The sequence below is a fragment of the Staphylococcus sp. FSL K6-0223 genome (assembly GCF_038008285.1).
Map to the genome: position 1 here is coordinate 787,439 of NZ_JBBOYX010000001.1, position 17,464 is coordinate 804,902.

Here is a 17,464-nt window from a genome sequence, read left to right on the forward strand (position 1 = left end):
AATGTTATAAGAAATAGGAGTTTAATGTGGAGGATTAATATGGATAAGATAATTATAAATGGAGGCAATCGCCTTACTGGTGAAGTTCAAGTAGAAGGAGCTAAAAATGCTGTATTACCTGTCCTTACAGCATCGTTATTAGCGTCTGAAGGACAAAGTAAATTAACCAATGTGCCAGATTTAAGTGATGTTGTTACTATCAATAATGTTTTATCTACTTTAAATGCTAAAGTGGATTATGATAAAGAAAACGGATCAGTTACAGTTGATGCTTCTGCTACACTAAATGAAGAAGCGCCTTATGAATATGTGAGTAAAATGAGAGCAAGTGTGTTAGTAATGGGACCTTTATTAGCACGTTTAGGTCATGCAATCGTTGCATTACCAGGTGGCTGTGCAATTGGTGCTCGTCCAATTGAACAACATATCAAAGGTTTTGAAGCCTTAGGTGCAGAAATTCATTTAGAAAACGGAAATATATACGCAAGCACTAAAGAGGGATTGAAAGGTGCAAATATTCATCTAGATTTTCCAAGTGTAGGTGCAACTCAAAATATTATAATGGGTGCTTCTTTAGCACAAGGAAAAACAGTTATCGAAAATGTAGCTAAAGAACCTGAAATTGTAGATTTAGCTAATTATATCAATGAAATGGGTGGTAACGTTGTTGGTGCTGGTACAGATACCATTACTATCCATGGTGTTGAAAAATTAACGGGCGTTGAACATGCAATTATACCTGATCGTATTGAAGCAGGTACACTTATTATCGCAGCAGCAATTACAAGAGGAGATGTTTTTGTAAAAGGTGCTGTTAAAGAACATATGACAAGTTTAATTTATAAATTAGAAGAAATGGGAGTTAACCTCGATTTTAATGAGGAAGGTGTACATGTTACTACAAATGGTGAACTTCAACCTGTAGATATTAAAACACTGCCTCATCCAGGTTTCCCTACAGATATGCAATCACAAATGATGGCATTATTATTAACAGCTGAAGGCCATAAAGTGGTAACTGAAACAGTATTTGAAAATAGATTTATGCATGTTGCAGAATTTAGAAGAATGAATGCTAATATTAATGTAGAAGGTAGAAGTGCTAAAATAGAAGGTAAAAGTCAACTACAAGGTGCTCAAGTAAAAGCTACGGATTTAAGAGCAGCCGCAGCTCTTATTTTGGCTGGTTTAGTGGCAGAAGGTACAACTCAAGTAACAGAACTTAAACACTTAGATCGTGGTTATGTTAATTTCCATGAGAAGTTAAAATCACTTGGTGCAGATATCAAAAGAGTCGATGACTAATTTTTAAATAGATTTGAGGTAATAGTTATGGAAACAATTTTTGATTATAATGAAATAAAAAAAATCATTCCTCATAGACAACCTTTTTTACTTATTGATCGTATTGTTGAATATGAAGAAGGAAAGCGTTGTGTAGGTTTAAAACAAGTTTCAGGAAACGAACCGTTTTTCCAAGGACATTTTCCTGATTATGCAGTTATGCCTGGTGTTCTCATTACAGAAGCTTTGGCACAAACTGGAGCGGTAGCTATGTTAAATAGTGAAGAAAATAAAGGTAAAATTGCATTATTTGCTGGGATTGATAAATGTAGATTTAAAAAACAAGTGACACCTGGTGATACTTTAATGTTAGAAGTTGAAATTACAAAAATTAAAGGTCCTATTGGAAAAGGTACAGCAAAAGCTACTGTTGATGGACAACTTGCTTGTAGTTGTGAACTTACTTTTGCTATTCAAGATGCGTAATTAAAATAAGAGTAGTAGCGAAATCATTCGTTTCGTTACTACTCTATTTTTATCTTTCAAATTTTTCTTCTTTTAATTTCGGTTTAGATTGCATCATTCTGTTAAATGTAATTTTTAATTCTTCTCCTGATAATCCTTCATCAATAAGTTGTTCTAATAGTGTTTCTGCGTATACCTGACGATGTGTATAAATATGACAATCGAAAATAATTGATATTTTCTTTTCAAATAGAGAGATATGTTTTATTGTTGCATCAAACAATGCTGGATCGTTAGAAGGTCTAGTAATTACCACTCTGATATCTAATACTGTTTGTGATTCATAAAATTTTTGCATGATATCATAATGTGTATCTGAAATTACAATTTCTAGGAGCCAACCTGTACCACTATTCTCTTTATTTATAATAACACCATCATAAAGTTCAAATTCTGAAATCCTGTTATCATCGCTTACTATTTGGAATCGAACTGCTTTAAAAGTCTTCATAACATGTCTCCCATACTCTTAAACATTTTTAAATTATATGATTATTGTTTTTTTGTTAAATAAGTCGTCTCATATCTTAATATTTTACTTAAATATATCAGATATTAATACTAAAAAGGGAAGAAATCTAAAAAAATAGCTTTTTGACGTTATATTCAATTCTATTTAATATAACGATATAAGGAGGTGACACATGTTAAATAAGATAGTAATCGTTGGTCGTATGACTAAAGATGCAAAAATTTATGATAATGAGGAGGTGAAAATCGCAACGTTTAGTGTGGCTACTGAACGTAATTATAAAGATGAAAATGATGAAATAGCGTGTGATTATATATTTTGTAAAGCATTTGGTAAGATGGCTAGCAACATTGAAAAATATACTTCTCAAGGATCTTTAGTAGGTATTACTGGCCAAATGCGTTCTCGTAAATATGAAAAGGAAAAACAAACTCACTTTGTTACAGAATTATATGTTGAAACAATTAAATTTATGTCCCCTAAATTAAATAATGAAAAACTCTCAGATAGCTCACTAAATACAGACACTTATCCATTTGATAATCTCGAATTAATGAATATAAAATAAAACTCTCTATTTTTAATACTCCAAACCTTTCCAATTAATATAAAATAAGTCTTTCAATTATACTCAAATATACTCAAGAGGTCGGTATAAATATTCCGACCTCTTTAACTATGTATAAGACATTAGATACAACTCATTCATTGAATGATAAAAAAGACAGTGTATTTTTCTGAAATATTACAAAGTAATTACAGTTGGTTCTTTTATTATATATCTAATAAACACTGCCATTAAAGTGTTTATAGTATATATATAAGAAAAATTATTTACAAATCTATGTAATTTTAATGTAAAATAAGTATATTTTTTTTATTTCACTGTAACCTGCTAAGCTTTTTTAGATGTTAGAGTAGTATCCGTAAAATATTTAAGAAAACAAATGACTTAGGAGGATTATACTATTATGAAAAAGACAATTATTGCATCTTCATTAGCAGTAGGCTTAGGATTAGTAGCAGGAAACGTAAGTCATGCTGATGCAAGTGAAAATCAAATTAATAAAGAAAAATTAGCTCAATTAGCGGAATCTAACGATCAATCATTAAATCAACATCCTATTCAAGAAGGAGCTTATAATTACCAATTTAATTTAAATGGTAAAACTTATCATTTTTGGTCAGATGGAACATATTTTAAATGGGAATATTATCCATCAAACGGTTCAACTGTAAATAGTGCTAATCAAAATGTAGCTTCAACTCAATCAGCACAAAATGTATCTTTCCAAAATAATAATTATAATCATATAAATCAATCAGCTTCAACTTCAAATGTAAGTCAACACTATGCAAATGAAGCTCAAACACAACAAGCACCAAAAACAACACAAACTAAACAAGCAACTCAAACACAACAAGCACCTGCTAATGCAACTACAAATCAACCTAAACAATCAACAAGTGGTTCATCTGTAAATGTAAATAGTCATTTACAACAAATCGCTCAACGCGAATCAGGTGGAGATATTCATGCCATCAACCCTTCTTCTGGTGCAGCAGGTAAATATCAATTCTTACAATCTACTTGGGATTCAGTAGCACCAGCACAATATAAAGGTGTATCACCAGCACAAGTACCTGAAAGTGTTCAAGATGCTGCGGCAGTAAAACTTTATAATACTGCAGGTCCATCTCAATGGGTTACAGCGTAAAACTTAATAAATAATTTACTAGTGCCTGAGACAATATGAGTTGTCTTAGGCATTTTTATATATATTGATAGTAATGACTGAATTTAGAAAGATTTCTGTACTATTCTTTATTTATTATATTTATAATAATAGTTGTATGAATTAAACTTATTTCAATGAATATCTTTTTTATTTGAATTATAACAATGGTTTTGTTATGGTTAAATTAAACTAAAGACTACTAGGGGAGCCATGGAACATGGCTGAGATGAAGCATTCAGACCCTTATAACCTGATTTGGTTAATGCCAACGTAGGAAAGTAGTAATACATATTCATTCATTCTATTTTTTTGAATATTGACTACATTTCTACGTTGAAATGTAGTTTTTTTATTTAAGGAGGAATAGTTAATGAGTTTTTCAGATGAATTAAAGCAAGCGTCAAAGCCAATTATTGAAGAGATTTATAATGATGGTTTTATTCAAGATTTATTAAAGGGAAAATTATCAAAACAAGCAGTACGCCAATACTTACGTGCTGATGCTTCTTATTTAAAAGAATTTACTAATTTATATGCTTTACTTATTCCTAAAGCACCTACTATGAAAGAAGTGAAATTCTTAGTAGAGCAAATTGAATTTATGTTAGACGGCGAAGTAGAAGCCCATGAAATTTTAGCGGACTATATTAATGAACCTTATGAAGAAATTGTAAAAGAAAAAGTGTGGCCACCTAGTGGAGATCATTACATTAAACATATGTATTATCATGCTTATACACACGAAAATGCTGCATACACTATAGCTGCAATGGCACCATGTCCTTACGTATATGAAGTGGTTGCTAAATGGGGATTAGAAGATTCAAATCTTAATAGAGATGCACTTACTGCTAAGTGGTTTGATTTTTATAGCACTGAAATGGCACCTTTAATTGAAGTATTTGACCGTTTGTTAAATGAACTTACAGAACATTGTACCGAACAGGAAAAAAGAGAAATTAAAGAAGCATTTTTACAAAGTACTGTACATGAACGTCACTTCTTTAATATGGCATACATTGATGAAGAATGGGATTTTGGAGGAGCAAATCATGAATAAACCTAAGATTGCGTTAACAATTGCTGGTACTGACCCTTCTGGTGGCGCAGGAGTTATGGCAGATTTAAAATCATTCCATGCTTGTGGCGTATATGGAATGGCTGCTATTACAAGTATTGTGGCTCAAAATACTAAAGGAGTTCAACATATCCATAATCTAGAAACTAGTTGGGTTAAAGAACAATTAGATAGCGTATTTGATGATGAATTACCTCACGCAATTAAGACTGGAATGATTGCTACACATGAAACGATGGAACTGATTCAAACGTATTTAAAAAATCATAGCAATATTCCCTATGTTATCGATCCAGTTATGCTAGCAAAAAGTGGTGATTCCTTAATGGATGATGAAACAAAAAAACATCTTCAGAAAACGCTCTTACCATTAGCGGATGTCGTTACTCCTAACATTCCAGAAGCTGAAGAAATTACTGGCTTGAAAATTGATACTGAAGATAATATTCGTAAAGCAGGTCATATATTTATAAATGAAATAGGAAGTAAAGGTGTAGTAATTAAAGGCGGTCATTCTGCTGATTTAAATAATGCTAAAGACTTTTTATTTACTAAAGATGATGTCTATACTTTTGAAGAGAAGCGATTTAATACGCCACATACTCATGGTACAGGTTGCACATTTTCAGCTGTTATCACAGCCGAACTAGCTAAAGGTAAAACAATTTATGAAGCTGTAAAAAAAGCTAAAAAATTTATTTCATTAAGTATTGAACATACACCTGAAATCGGTCAAGGACGCGGCCCGGTAAACCATTTTGCTTATATGAAGAAAGTAGGTTTAGACGATGAATAGTTTAGAAAAGATAAGACAAGAGAATCCACTAGTAGTCTGTTATACCAATGATGTGGTTAAAAACTTCACTGCGAATGGACTCTTGAGTATTGGTGCAAGTCCAGCAATGAGTGAAGCTCCAGAAGAAGCAGAAGAGTTCTATAAAGTAGCAGGGGCACTGCTTATAAATATTGGAACATTAACTAAAGCAAATGAAAAAGATATTTTAGAAATTGGAAAAATTGCTAATCAACAAGGTACACCCATTGTATTTGATCCAGTTGCTGTAGGCGCATCAACATATCGTAAACAATTCTGTGAAACTTTTCTTTCTGAAATAAATGTTTCTGTGATTAAAGGAAATGCATCTGAAATTCTTACTTTAGTAGATTCAAATACTACAATGAAAGGCACTGATGGGGAAACAGACTTAGATGTAGTGACAATTGCTAAAAAAGCTTATGAAAAATATCAAACAGCAATTGTTATTACAGGTAGAGAAGATGTTATTATTCAAGATAATCAAATTGTCAAACTATCAAATGGTTCTCCATTACTGGCAAAAATCACAGGCGCTGGTTGTTTATTAGGCGGTTTAGTTGCTGGATTTTTATTTAGAAATACACATCCATCATTACAAGTATTAGAAGAATCAGTAAGTTATTATAATATCGCTGCAGAGATTGCTGAAAAAAGTGAAAAGGTTAATGGACCTGGAACATTTTTATCTCAATTACTTGATGAAATGTATCAACTTAACTATGATACTTATAAACAATTTGTAAAACGTGAAGAGGTTTAAATATGTTTGATTCAAAAAGCTTACAAGTCTATTTTATATGTGGAACACAAGACATCATCGGTGATCAAAATATTAAAGATGTTTTAAAAGCAGCATTAGAATCAGGAATTACATTATTTCAATTTCGAGAAAAAGGGCCAAATGCTTTAGTAGGGGATGAAAAAGAAGCCTTAGCTAAGGAATTAAAAACACTTTGTCATGAGTATAAAGTACCTTTTCTAATTAATGATGATGTGGATTTAGCTGAAAAAATTGATGCAGATGGTATACATGTAGGTCAAGATGACGAAATAATTGCTTCTTTTGCTAATCGTTTTAAAAATAAAATTATAGGGTTAAGTGTAGGAAACGTAAAGGAATATCAACAATCAGATTTAGAACACGTAGATTATATAGGTGTAGGTCCAATGTATGAGACATCTTCAAAATCTGATGCAAGTGCCCCTGTAGGTCCTGAAATGATTGCAACATTAAAAAATATTAATCCAAGCTTACCTATGGTTGCTATAGGTGGTATTACTGAAGACAATTGTGAACCTATAGCTAAAGAAGGCGCTGATGGTGTGTCAGTTATTTCAGTCATTACACATAGTCAAAATATTGACAAGACTGTTAATAAATTAAAGCACTATTTCAAATAAATATCTCTTTTTTTCAGTTTTTGTTTTCTAGTACACCCTATCTATGATAAAATTATTTCTACGTGAATATATCAATAGAGGTGTAAAAATGAAGAAGAAAGCGCTACTACCTTTGTTATTAGGGGTAATGGTCTTTTTAGCTGGATGTGACTATTCCAAATCTAGTAATAGAAATGGATTTTTCTACAATACATTCGTTGAACCAATGGCTAAAATTCTACATTGGTTAGGCCATTCTGTTTTTCATGATGATTATGGTATTGCAATCATCGTTTTAGTATTAGTTATTCGTATTATCTTATTGCCTTTCATGCTATCAAACTATAAAAATAGCCATATGATGCGTGAAAAAATGAAAATTGCTAAACCTGAAGTAGAAGGTGTACAAGAAAAAGTGAAACGTGCACGTACTCAAGAAGAAAAAATGGCTGCTAATCAGGAAATGATGGAAGTTTATAAGAAATATGATATCAATCCTATGAAGAGTGCTTTAGGCTGCTTACCTGTTTTAATTCAAATGCCTATTGTTATGGGATTATATTTCGTATTGCGTTATCGTATTGGTGGCGGTATTACAGAACATCCACATTTCTTATGGTTTAATTTAGTACATCCTGATATTTGGATTACTATTATTGCCGGTGTGTTATACTTTATTCAAGCATGGGTGTCAAGTAAACAAATGCCTGAAGAACAACGTCAAATGACTTATATGATGATGATTGTTTCACCTATTATGATTATTTGGATTTCATTAAGTTCAGCTTCAGCACTAGGTTTATATTGGTCTGTCAGTGCGGCATTCTTAATTATTCAAACATTCTTTGCAAATAAACATTATGAAAAAGTTGCAAAACAAGAAATTGGACCTATGGTTGAGGCACATAAAGAAAATAATTCAAATAAAAAAGGTAAAAATACGCAAGTTGTTTCTAAAAATAATAAGAAGAAAAAATAATATAAGCATAATACGATAAAAAAGTAGGAAAAGATAGATGATCTTTTCCTACTTTTTTTATTCTTCTAAGTGCCACTCGCTATAAAATTGAGATAAAAATAGTTTCATAAATTGATGACGTTCTTCAGCTAGTTGAAATCCTGTTTGTGTATGCATTAATTTTTTTAATTTTAATAACTTATCATAGAAGTGTCTAATAGCAGAAGGAGGTAAATCAACCATATCTTTTTCTGAAGGAATTGAATGATAGGGAGATTCTGTCCACATCGGCTCATTGAAATGTCCAGAAAATTGAAACGTTCTTGCTATACCTATAGCACCAATAGCATCTAAGCGATCAGCATCTCTAACGATTTGTCCTTCGATTGGAAGTGTAACATCGTTATTTCTACCATTTCGATAACTCAAATGTTTAATAATAAAAATAATATTCTTTTGAACAGTATCATCCAATTCTATTTTTTTAAAAAATTGATGTAATTCGCTTAAAGCATGGTGTTTATCAGTCAATTTATCATCTATGACGTCATGCAATAAAGCTGACAATACTATTGTAAGAAAATCGCCTTGATGTTCTTGTTTGGCAATGTATTTAGCTAATAATGTGACACGTTCAATATGTGCAATATCATGTCCAGAGTAATCATTTTTATGAAATTGGTACATATATTCTTTAGCTAATAATATTTGTTCTGCTTGATTCATAAACTACTCCTTTAAAAACATGTATTGAATGCGTTTAAAGAATAGGTGATAATAATTGAGATATGCCTTCTTTAAACTTAATCCAAGTACTACGTTGATTATATAATTCTTTAGTCAACTCATATGAGACTTTCATATCTTTAATAAATGCTTTTTTAAGTTGAAGAGAAATATCTTCGTCATAAATGAACGCATTCACTTCGAAATTTAATGTAAAACTACGATTATCCATATTTGCTGTACCTACAGTAGCGATTTCATCATCGACAATGAGTGTTTTTGAATGTAGAAATCCATTATTATATTGATAAATTTTAACACCTGCGTCTAATAAAGAAGCGGCATTTTTTAATGTAGCCCAATAAACAAAAGGATGATCGGGTTTACAAGGAATCATTAAATTAACTTCAACTCCACCTAAAGCGGCAATTTTTATGGCATCAATAAAAGCTTGATCAGGAATAAAATAAGGTGATTGAATATAAATAGAATGTTTTGCTGACATAATCATTTTTAAATAGCCATATTTAATTTGTTCCCAGTCTTCATCAGGACCACTTGAAGCGATTTGAACACCAATCTCGCCGCCTGAATCTACATCAGGAAAATATCTATCTTCATAGCTGATATTGTCACGTGTTGATTGTGAATTCCAATCTAAGATGAATCTTAATTCTAATGCATTGACAGAATCACCTTCAAGTCTTAAATGAGTATCTCTCCAATAACCAAATTTTTTACCTTTACCAAGGTATTCATCACCAACATTAAACCCCCCAACATAGCCAATCTTGCCATCTATAATTACAATTTTTCTATGATTACGGTTATTCATTCTTAAATTGATTAAGGGCAATTTGGAAGGGAAGAAGGCTTCTGCGCGTCCACCTTTGTCTTTAAACTGTTTCAAATCTTTCTTGCGTAATGTTCTTGAACCCATATCATCATATAACATTTTAACTTCTATACCATCTTCAAGTCTGTCTTCGAGTGCCTTTAAAATACGACGTCCAAGACCATCACTTTTGAAAATATAGTATTGAATATGTATATAATCTTTAGCATTCTGAATATCTTCAATTAATGCGTCAAATTTAGCATGACCATCTGTAAAGATTTTTATACTGTTATCAGTAGTTAAAAATGCAGCATTATTATAGAGTAACATGTGCACCATTTCTTTAAACTTAACAATTTGATGATTACCTTTAGAAAAATCATCTTTTTCAAGTGCATTTAATTGCTCATCAACGATCATAGCTAAACCTTTACGATCTTCTTTTTTTAATTTAAAAATATGTTTGCGTTGTATTTGACGCCCTAATAATAGATATAAAATAAATCCTACTATCGGTAGAAATACAAGAACTAAAAGCCACGCCCAAATGGAACCTGCACTACGACGTTCCATGAAGATAATGATAAATGCGAAAATCAAGTTTAATATAAAGGCAGTGATTAATATGATGTTAATAATTAAAGAAGAGTGTAAAAAAGATAATTGCACGATCTCTACCATATTCATTAATTGAACCTCCTAAATCATTTAAAATTAATGTACTAACAAATATTGTACCATGCACTATAATAAATGGTATGATTAATTTTTAAAATAAAAATGTATAATTGACGTAATAAAGAGGAAATTATACGATGATATAGAAGTTATGAAAGGGTGAATTAGTTGGAAAATCAAAATCATGCCCATCATTCTGAGCAAGTTAAATTAAATTTAAAATCTCGATTAAATCGAATAGAAGGACAAGTTAAAGCAATTAATCGAATGATTGATGAAGACGTCTACTGTGATGATGTATTAACTCAGATAAGAGCAACACGTTCAGCACTTAATAGTGTTGCTACTAAGTTACTGGAACATCACATGAAAAGTTGTATTATGGAAAAAATAAATCAAGGTACTGAAGAAGAAGCAATGGAAGAACTACTAGTGACATTTCAAAAACTAGTGAAAGATTAGTTAGGAGATTGTAATATGTTAAACAGTAATATTGTATTTATAGATAACATTGAAACAGAAGAACAAGCACAAATGTTAAATGAACGTTTGTTAAATATGATTGGAGTACATACAGTATCAATCGATATAGAAAGAAATAAGGTTAATGTTGAATATGAAACACCTACTAATTTAAATAGTATTGAAAAAGAAATTTATGACGCTGGATTTAAAGTACTTTCATAATAAAAAGCTTTAGTGTAACTTAAATAATTTAAAATAATTTTCAAATATGGTAGTAAAGCATGACTAATTAGGGTAGTATATCATTGAAGGTCAAAAAACGAGGTGAGATACCATGAACAAATCAGATAAGTTACAAAATGTAGTCAAATTATTATCATCTTTAGGCGTCAATATCAAAAAAACAAAATCTCGTTTCGACATTATTAATACTTTGCCTACCACAAAAACCGTTACTCAAGAACTTAAATAATATGTGATTGAAAAAAGTCTGAGACATTATTAGTTGTCTCAGACTTTTTTATATGTTGGAGATACATTATCGAAGTGGAACGATAATGTCAAAATGAGTTTTGTCCCATTCTCTTTTATACTATTTTCATGTTATTAACTGAATTAAAATATATTTATCACTAAGCATCTTTGGACGCTGGCTTTTGATGGTAATAAATAGAAAGTATAACACCAATACCTAGCATTAAACTCCATAATGCGCTACCACCATAACTAATAAATGGTAGTGGTATACCTGTAATAGGTAAGAGTTGAATCGTCATACCGATATTTTGCAAAATATGGAAGACGAGTAAAGAAATATAACCAATTAAAAATACCTTATTAAATGATGAAGTTGTTTTTATAGCTAAACGGATAAGATGGAAAATTAAAGCTAGGAATATAAGAAGTAATATCACTGCTCCAATAAATCCAATTTCTTCTCCAATGACAGAAAAAATAAAATCGGTATGGTTTTCTGGAATGTATACTTCTCCGTGATTATAACCTTTACCAAATAATTGACCGGATCCTATAGCTTTTAACGATTCCGTTAAATGGTAGCCATCTCCATTACTATAAGCATAAGGATTTAACCATGAATTGATTCGACCCATTTGGTACATTTTGATATGTAACGTTTTCTCAATCAGAGAGGGTTTATATATAATGGCTAAAATAATGCTACTTCCTAATACGGCTACAGTAATAAAGATAGGAGCAAGAATGCGCCATGTAATACTACTCACTAGCATGATTCCAACAATAATGGCACACAGAACCAATGTAGTTCCTAAATCATTCTGAAGTAAAATTAATATCATAGGTACCAGGGATATGCCAATGATTTTAAAAAATAAGATTAAATCAGTACGAAAAGATTTATTAAATGTAAATCGATTATGATTAGAAACGATTTTAGCCAATGCAAGTATCAAAATAATCTTCATAAATTCTGAAGGTTGAATACTAATTGGACCAAAAGCATACCAACTTTTAGCGCCATTAATAATAGGCGTAATAGGTGTTTCAGGAATGATTAATAAACCTAGTAGTAAGATACAAAAGAAGATATACCATATATATGTATTATTTTTTATTTTTTTGGGAGAAAAAATCATCACAATAAGTGCTAGTATTGCTCCTAAAATATAATAGATAATTTGACGAATACCAAAATTGGCACTATATTGGCCGCCACCCATAGCAGAACTGATTGTAGTCACACTAATGATGGCTAAAATCATTATTAATGCTATAAGTATCCAGTCAATTTTTCGAAGCCAATGTGTTGTAGGCTGTTGACGGGATGAATATTTCATAAAAAACTCCTTAAATTCTATGGAATAGTATATATAGATTTTACATGACTTTATATGATTATGCTACAAAATATAGAAGATGATATAAAGTCGAAGCAGTTTAATCTAAAAAATAACAATTAACATGAATGGACTATTCTTTAAGAAATATACATATTTTTATTTATTGGTAAATGCAAAAAACACTGATACTGTGATAATATGGACATTTAGAAAGAATAATTTAAATTACATATCGTTAATGAAAAGTATAATTAACAATTTAAACTTAATACATTATAGTATTATAATTATGATGAGAGAAACAAAAGCGTAATTAAACTTCAATTTATAAATGGCTTTTGTCATTATTTTTCTCGATGGAGGATATAAAACATGGTAAAAGAAAATATTTGTATCGTATATGGTGGTAAAAGTGCTGAGCATGATGTATCAATTTTAACAGCACAAAATGTATTAAATGCGATTAATAAAGACAAGTATCTTGTAGATATTATATATATTACAAATGATGGTCAATGGAAGAAAAAAGAAAATATTACAAAAAATATTAAAACTGTTGAAGAATTACATTTAGAAGACATAAGTCCTGGAGAAATTACATTACTTTTAAAAGAAAATGGGGAAGGAAGTAAATATGATGCTATTTTCCCATTATTACATGGACCAAATGGTGAAGATGGTACCATTCAAGGTTTATTTGAAGTGCTAGATTTACCATATGTAGGAAATGGTGTATTAGCTGCATCAAGTTCGATGGATAAATTAGTAATGAAACAATTGTTTGAACATCGCGGTTTACCACAACTACCTTATATTAGTTTTTTAAGAAGTGAATATGAAAAATATGAAGGTAATATTATTAAACTCGTTAATGATAAATTAACATACCCAGTATTTGTAAAACCTGCTAACCTTGGATCTAGTGTGGGTATTAGTAAATGTAATAATGAAGATGAACTTAAAAAAGGGATTGAAGAAGCATTTCAATTTGATCGTAAGTTAGTGATTGAACAAGGTATTATTGCACGTGAAGTGGAAGTCGCAGTTTTAGGTAATGATTATCCTGAAACAACATGGCCTGGAGAAGTAATTAAAGATGTTCAATTTTATGACTATAAGTCAAAATATAAAGACGGTAAAATCAGTTTACAAATTCCAGCAGATTTAGATGAAGAGGTTCAAATGACGTTACGTAATATGGCATTAGAAGCATTTAAAGCTACAGATTGTTCTGGATTAGTACGTGCCGATTTCTTTGTGACGGAAGATAATCAAATCTACATTAATGAAACAAATGCGATGCCTGGTTTTACAGCATTTAGCATGTATCCAAGTTTATGGGAAAATATGGGATTATCATACTCTGATTTAATCACTAAACTAATTGATTTAGCTAAAGAACGTTACGAAGATAAAAAGAAAAATAAATATACTATCGATTAAGCGAGGAGCCTAAGTATGATTGAAGTTTCTTTAAAACAAATTCAAAAATGGATATCTTGCGATATTGATGAAGCATATTTAGAACATCAAATTAAAGGAGTCACTATCGATTCTCGTCATGTAGAAAAAGAGATGTTATTTGTTCCATTTAAAGGTGAAAATGTAGACGGTCATCGTTTTGTAGAACAAGCACTAAAAGATGGTGCTGGTGCTTCATTTTATGAAAAAGGACAGGATATTAGCGATTCAATTCAAGGACCTATTATATGGGTAGATGATACATTAACTGCTTTACAACAATTAGCTAAAGCGTACTTAAAGCATGTTAATCCAAAAGTAATTGGAGTGACCGGCTCTAATGGTAAAACCACAACAAAAGATATGATTGAAAGTGTGTTACATACCGAATTTAGAGTCAAAAAAACACAAGGTAACTATAACAATGAAATTGGTTTACCTTTAACCATTCTTCAATTAGACAAAGACACAGAAATTTCTATTTTGGAAATGGGTATGTCAGGATTCCATGAAATTGAATTGTTATCTAAAATTGCGGAACCTGATATTGCGGTTATCACAAATATTGGTGAATCTCACATGCAAGATTTAGGTTCTAGAGAAGGTATTGCTAAAGCCAAATCTGAAATTACTATTGGTCTTAAATCTGATGGCACATTTATATATGATGGAGATGAACCACTTCTAAAACCGCATGTTGAAAATGTGAAAGATGCTAAACTTGTTAGTGTTGGTTTAAATCATGACAATACATTAGTATGTAAAGTGGAAAATAGTAAAAATGATGGTATAGCATTTACGATAAATAACAAGGAACATTATGAATTACCAATTTTAGGTATTCACAACATGAAAAATGCTACTATCGCTATTGCAATTGGACATGAACTTGGTTTAGATTACGACACAATTCAAAAGAATATAAGTAATGTACAACTCACAGGTATGCGTATGGAACGACATGTTACTAATAATCAAATTACGGTTATTAATGATGCTTACAATGCAAGTCCAACAAGTATGAAAGCTGCTATTGATACATTAAGTAATATGAATGGACGTAAAATCATTGTACTCGCTGATTCTTTAGAATTAGGTGAAAATAGTCAACGTATGCATGAAGATGTAGGTGCTTATTTGGACAATAAAGGTATTCATACGTTACTTACTTACGGTAATGATGCTAAGTTTATAAGTCGTACAGGTGGCCAGTTTGTGGAAGATGTAGCTTATTTTTCAGATAAAAATGAACTGACTCATTATTTAAAGTCTATTTTACAACCTGATGACAAAGTGTTAATTAAAGGGTCACGTGGTAATAAACTTGAAGAAGTAGTAAATGCTTTAATTTAATTATTAATAATAATTAAGAGTTGCTTAGAAATGAAAGGTTTCAAAGCAACTTCTTTTTATTATTTTAATAGAACCAATACTCTACTTAAAAATGTTATTTGCTGTAGATATGAAAATTGCTTTATTGCTATAACTATTTTTAGGTGGTACTATATAGAAGTTGACGTAATAAGAAGACCTTATATACAAAAACGTATATTGATAAATAAAAGAATTAAAAGGAGAATTATATTGCAAAATTTTAAAGAATTAGGGATTTCGGATAAAACGGTAAAAACCCTAGAAGAAATGGGTTTTAAAGAACCAACACCGATCCAAAAAGAAAGTATCCCTTATACATTAGAAGGAAAAGATATCCTTGGTCAAGCTCAGACAGGTACGGGTAAAACAGGAGCTTTTGGTATCCCTTTAATAGAAAAAGTTGTTGGAAAATCAGGCGTTCAAGCTTTAATTTTAGCACCTACAAGAGAATTAGCAATGCAAGTTGCTGAACAATTACGCGAATTCAGTCGTGGACAAAATATTCAAGTTGTTACTGTCTTTGGTGGTATGCCAATTGATAGACAAATTAAAGCGTTAAAACGTGGGCCTCAAATTGTAGTAGGAACACCAGGACGTGTTATCGATCATTTAAATCGTCGTACATTAAAAACGAATGATATTCATACTTTAATTTTAGATGAAGCGGACGAAATGATGAACATGGGCTTCATTGATGATATGAGATTTATTATGGATAAAATCCCTGCTGAACAACGACAAACAATGTTATTTTCAGCGACAATGCCTAAAGCTATTCAGACATTAGTACAACAATTTATGAAGTCACCACAAATTGTTAAAACAATGAACAATGAAATGTCTGATCCTCAAATCGACGAATACTATACAATTGTTAAAGAGTTAGAAAAATTTGATACATTTACTAATTTCTTAGATGTACATCAACCTGAGTTAGCTATTGTATTTGGTAGAACTAAACGTCGTGTGGATGAGTTAACAAGTGCATTGCTTACTAAGGGTTACAAAGCAGAAGGATTACATGGAGACATTACACAAGCCAAACGTTTAGAAGTACTTAAAAAATTCAAAAACGATCAAATTGATATATTAGTTGCCACAGACGTTGCAGCACGTGGTCTTGATATTTCAGGTGTAAGTCACGTATATAATTTTGATATACCTCAAGATACTGAAAGTTATACACATAGAATTGGACGTACAGGTCGTGCAGGTAAAGAAGGTATTGCTGTTACGTTTGTTAACCCAATTGAAATGGATTACATTCGTCAAATTGAAGAAGTAAATGACAGAAGAATGAAAGCTTTAAGACCACCTCATCGTAAAGAAGTGCTTAAAGCACGTGAAGAAGATATTAAAGACAAAGTTAAAAACTGGATGTCACGTGAGAGTGAAGATCGTTTAAAACGTATTTCTAGTGAATTATTAGAAGAATATGATAGTACTGAATTAGTAGCTTCATTATTACAAGAACTTGTCGAAGCAAACGATGAAGTTGAAGTTCAATTAACTTTCGAAAAGCCACTTGCAAGAAAGAGTCGTAATAATAAAGGTAATCAATCAAGACGTGGTGGTAAACGAAATAATAAATTTGATAACAAAAATAAACGATCAAAAGGTAATTTCAACAAGAAAAAAGGTAAAAAACAAGATCGTCGAGATAGACAAGATAAAAGAAAAACATCTATCAAAGGTCGTACGTTTGCTGATTTACAAAAATAGTTGTTATAGATAAGAATAAATTTGCTTGATTGAGCTTGAGATATAAACATATGTCTCAAGCTCTTTTTGATTATAAGTTACCTATTAAATTTATAAATGCTTATACTAATATTATTTTAAAGAAAAA

The 17,464-nt window shown here is 30.9% G+C and carries 19 protein-coding genes and 1 riboswitch; of the genes, 15 read left to right on the top strand and 4 right to left on the bottom strand.

Translation table 11 applies throughout. The annotated features are described in order from the left end of the window. Nucleotides 1-39 precede the first annotated feature (39 nt). Nucleotides 40-1,305 (top strand): UDP-N-acetylglucosamine 1-carboxyvinyltransferase, encoded by a 1,266-nt coding sequence (gene murA, locus MHI13_RS03840; RefSeq protein ID WP_017175137.1) that lies wholly within the window; start codon nt 40-42, stop codon nt 1,303-1,305. Between the two features lie 27 nt (nt 1,306-1,332). Next, nucleotides 1,333-1,770, top strand: coding sequence for a 3-hydroxyacyl-ACP dehydratase FabZ (fabZ, locus tag MHI13_RS03845; RefSeq protein WP_002448673.1), 438 nt, complete (start codon nt 1,333-1,335; stop codon nt 1,768-1,770). Between the two features lie 49 nt (nt 1,771-1,819). On the opposite strand, the gene MHI13_RS03850 is transcribed toward fabZ, so the two are convergent. Beyond that, a complete protein-coding gene (locus MHI13_RS03850; RefSeq protein WP_049420261.1) occupies nt 1,820-2,260 on the bottom strand; it encodes a YwpF-like family protein in 441 nt (146 codons plus the stop codon). A gap of 193 nt (nt 2,261-2,453) precedes the next feature. On the opposite strand from MHI13_RS03850, the gene MHI13_RS03855 reads away from it, so the two are divergent. From MHI13_RS03855 to yidC, 7 genes are all read left to right on the top strand, one after another. Further along, the gene (locus MHI13_RS03855; RefSeq protein WP_017175139.1) at nt 2,454-2,849 is read left to right on the top strand and encodes a single-stranded DNA-binding protein; all 396 of its coding nucleotides are present in this window, start codon (nt 2,454-2,456) and stop codon (nt 2,847-2,849) included. Between the two features lie 403 nt (nt 2,850-3,252). Further along, nucleotides 3,253-3,999, top strand: a complete 747-nt coding sequence (locus MHI13_RS03860) for a transglycosylase family protein (protein WP_340761022.1) — start codon at nt 3,253-3,255, stop codon at nt 3,997-3,999. A gap of 212 nt (nt 4,000-4,211) precedes the next feature. Then, a riboswitch (TPP riboswitch) is annotated at nt 4,212-4,314 on the top strand. Nucleotides 4,315-4,390: 76 nt separating this feature from the next. Further along, entirely contained in the window at nt 4,391-5,080 is a 690-nt protein-coding gene (gene tenA, locus MHI13_RS03865) for a thiaminase II (RefSeq protein ID WP_019835613.1), read from the top strand. Continuing rightward, nucleotides 5,073-5,894, top strand: a complete 822-nt coding sequence (gene thiD / locus MHI13_RS03870; RefSeq protein ID WP_017175142.1) for a bifunctional hydroxymethylpyrimidine kinase/phosphomethylpyrimidine kinase — start codon at nt 5,073-5,075, stop codon at nt 5,892-5,894. The genes tenA and thiD overlap by 8 nt, the downstream gene beginning before the upstream one ends. Next, a complete protein-coding gene (gene thiM / locus MHI13_RS03875) occupies nt 5,887-6,675 on the top strand; it encodes a hydroxyethylthiazole kinase (RefSeq protein WP_017175143.1) in 789 nt (262 codons plus the stop codon). Before thiD ends, thiM begins: the two co-directional genes overlap by 8 nt. Nucleotides 6,676-6,677: 2 nt before the next feature. Next, complete coding sequence (gene thiE, locus MHI13_RS03880; RefSeq protein WP_048787784.1) at nt 6,678-7,316, top strand: thiamine phosphate synthase; 639 nt, start codon at nt 6,678-6,680, stop codon at nt 7,314-7,316. Between the two features lie 88 nt (nt 7,317-7,404). Next, nucleotides 7,405-8,274, top strand: a complete 870-nt coding sequence (gene yidC, locus MHI13_RS03885) for a membrane protein insertase YidC (RefSeq protein ID WP_002455066.1) — start codon at nt 7,405-7,407, stop codon at nt 8,272-8,274. 57 nt (nt 8,275-8,331) lie between these two features. Here the strand turns inward: yidC and MHI13_RS03890 are convergent, their stop codons facing one another. Continuing rightward, nucleotides 8,332-8,979 (bottom strand): HD domain-containing protein, encoded by a 648-nt coding sequence (locus MHI13_RS03890; RefSeq protein ID WP_002448635.1) that lies wholly within the window; start codon nt 8,977-8,979, stop codon nt 8,332-8,334. A 34-nt stretch (nt 8,980-9,013) separates the two neighbouring features. Beyond that, the gene (cls, locus tag MHI13_RS03895; protein ID WP_049379485.1) at nt 9,014-10,498 is read right to left on the bottom strand and encodes a cardiolipin synthase; all 1,485 of its coding nucleotides are present in this window, start codon (nt 10,496-10,498) and stop codon (nt 9,014-9,016) included. A gap of 165 nt (nt 10,499-10,663) precedes the next feature. Between cls and csoR the strand changes: the two genes are divergently transcribed. The 3 genes from csoR (at nt 10,664) to MHI13_RS03910 (ending at nt 11,432) form a co-directional block, all read left to right on the top strand. After that, nucleotides 10,664-10,957: a copper-sensing transcriptional repressor CsoR gene (gene csoR, locus MHI13_RS03900; RefSeq protein WP_002437530.1), complete on the top strand. Its 294-nt coding sequence runs from the start codon at nt 10,664-10,666 to the stop codon at nt 10,955-10,957. A gap of 15 nt (nt 10,958-10,972) precedes the next feature. Then, nucleotides 10,973-11,182 (top strand): putative copper chaperone CsoZ, encoded by a 210-nt coding sequence (gene csoZ / locus MHI13_RS03905; protein WP_048787783.1) that lies wholly within the window; start codon nt 10,973-10,975, stop codon nt 11,180-11,182. Nucleotides 11,183-11,294: 112 nt separating this feature from the next. Beyond that, nucleotides 11,295-11,432, top strand: coding sequence for an Lmo0850 family protein (locus tag MHI13_RS03910; protein WP_002437525.1), 138 nt, complete (start codon nt 11,295-11,297; stop codon nt 11,430-11,432). 160 nt (nt 11,433-11,592) lie between these two features. Here MHI13_RS03910 and MHI13_RS03915 read toward each other — a convergent pair whose 3' ends face one another. Beyond that, nucleotides 11,593-12,777, bottom strand: a complete 1,185-nt coding sequence (locus MHI13_RS03915; protein WP_048787782.1) for an FtsW/RodA/SpoVE family cell cycle protein — start codon at nt 12,775-12,777, stop codon at nt 11,593-11,595. A gap of 375 nt (nt 12,778-13,152) precedes the next feature. On the opposite strand from MHI13_RS03915, the gene MHI13_RS03920 reads away from it, so the two are divergent. From MHI13_RS03920 to cshA, 3 genes are all read left to right on the top strand, one after another. Beyond that, complete coding sequence (locus tag MHI13_RS03920; protein ID WP_017174790.1) at nt 13,153-14,223, top strand: D-alanine--D-alanine ligase; 1,071 nt, start codon at nt 13,153-13,155, stop codon at nt 14,221-14,223. A gap of 15 nt (nt 14,224-14,238) precedes the next feature. Continuing rightward, on the top strand, nt 14,239-15,594 hold the full coding sequence (locus tag MHI13_RS03925) for a UDP-N-acetylmuramoyl-tripeptide--D-alanyl-D-alanine ligase (RefSeq protein ID WP_017174791.1): 1,356 nt from the start codon (nt 14,239-14,241) through the stop codon (nt 15,592-15,594). A 231-nt stretch (nt 15,595-15,825) separates the two neighbouring features. Beyond that, nucleotides 15,826-17,337, top strand: coding sequence for a degradosome RNA helicase CshA (gene cshA / locus MHI13_RS03930; RefSeq protein WP_048787780.1), 1,512 nt, complete (start codon nt 15,826-15,828; stop codon nt 17,335-17,337). The last annotated feature ends 127 nt before the right edge of the window (nt 17,338-17,464 follow it).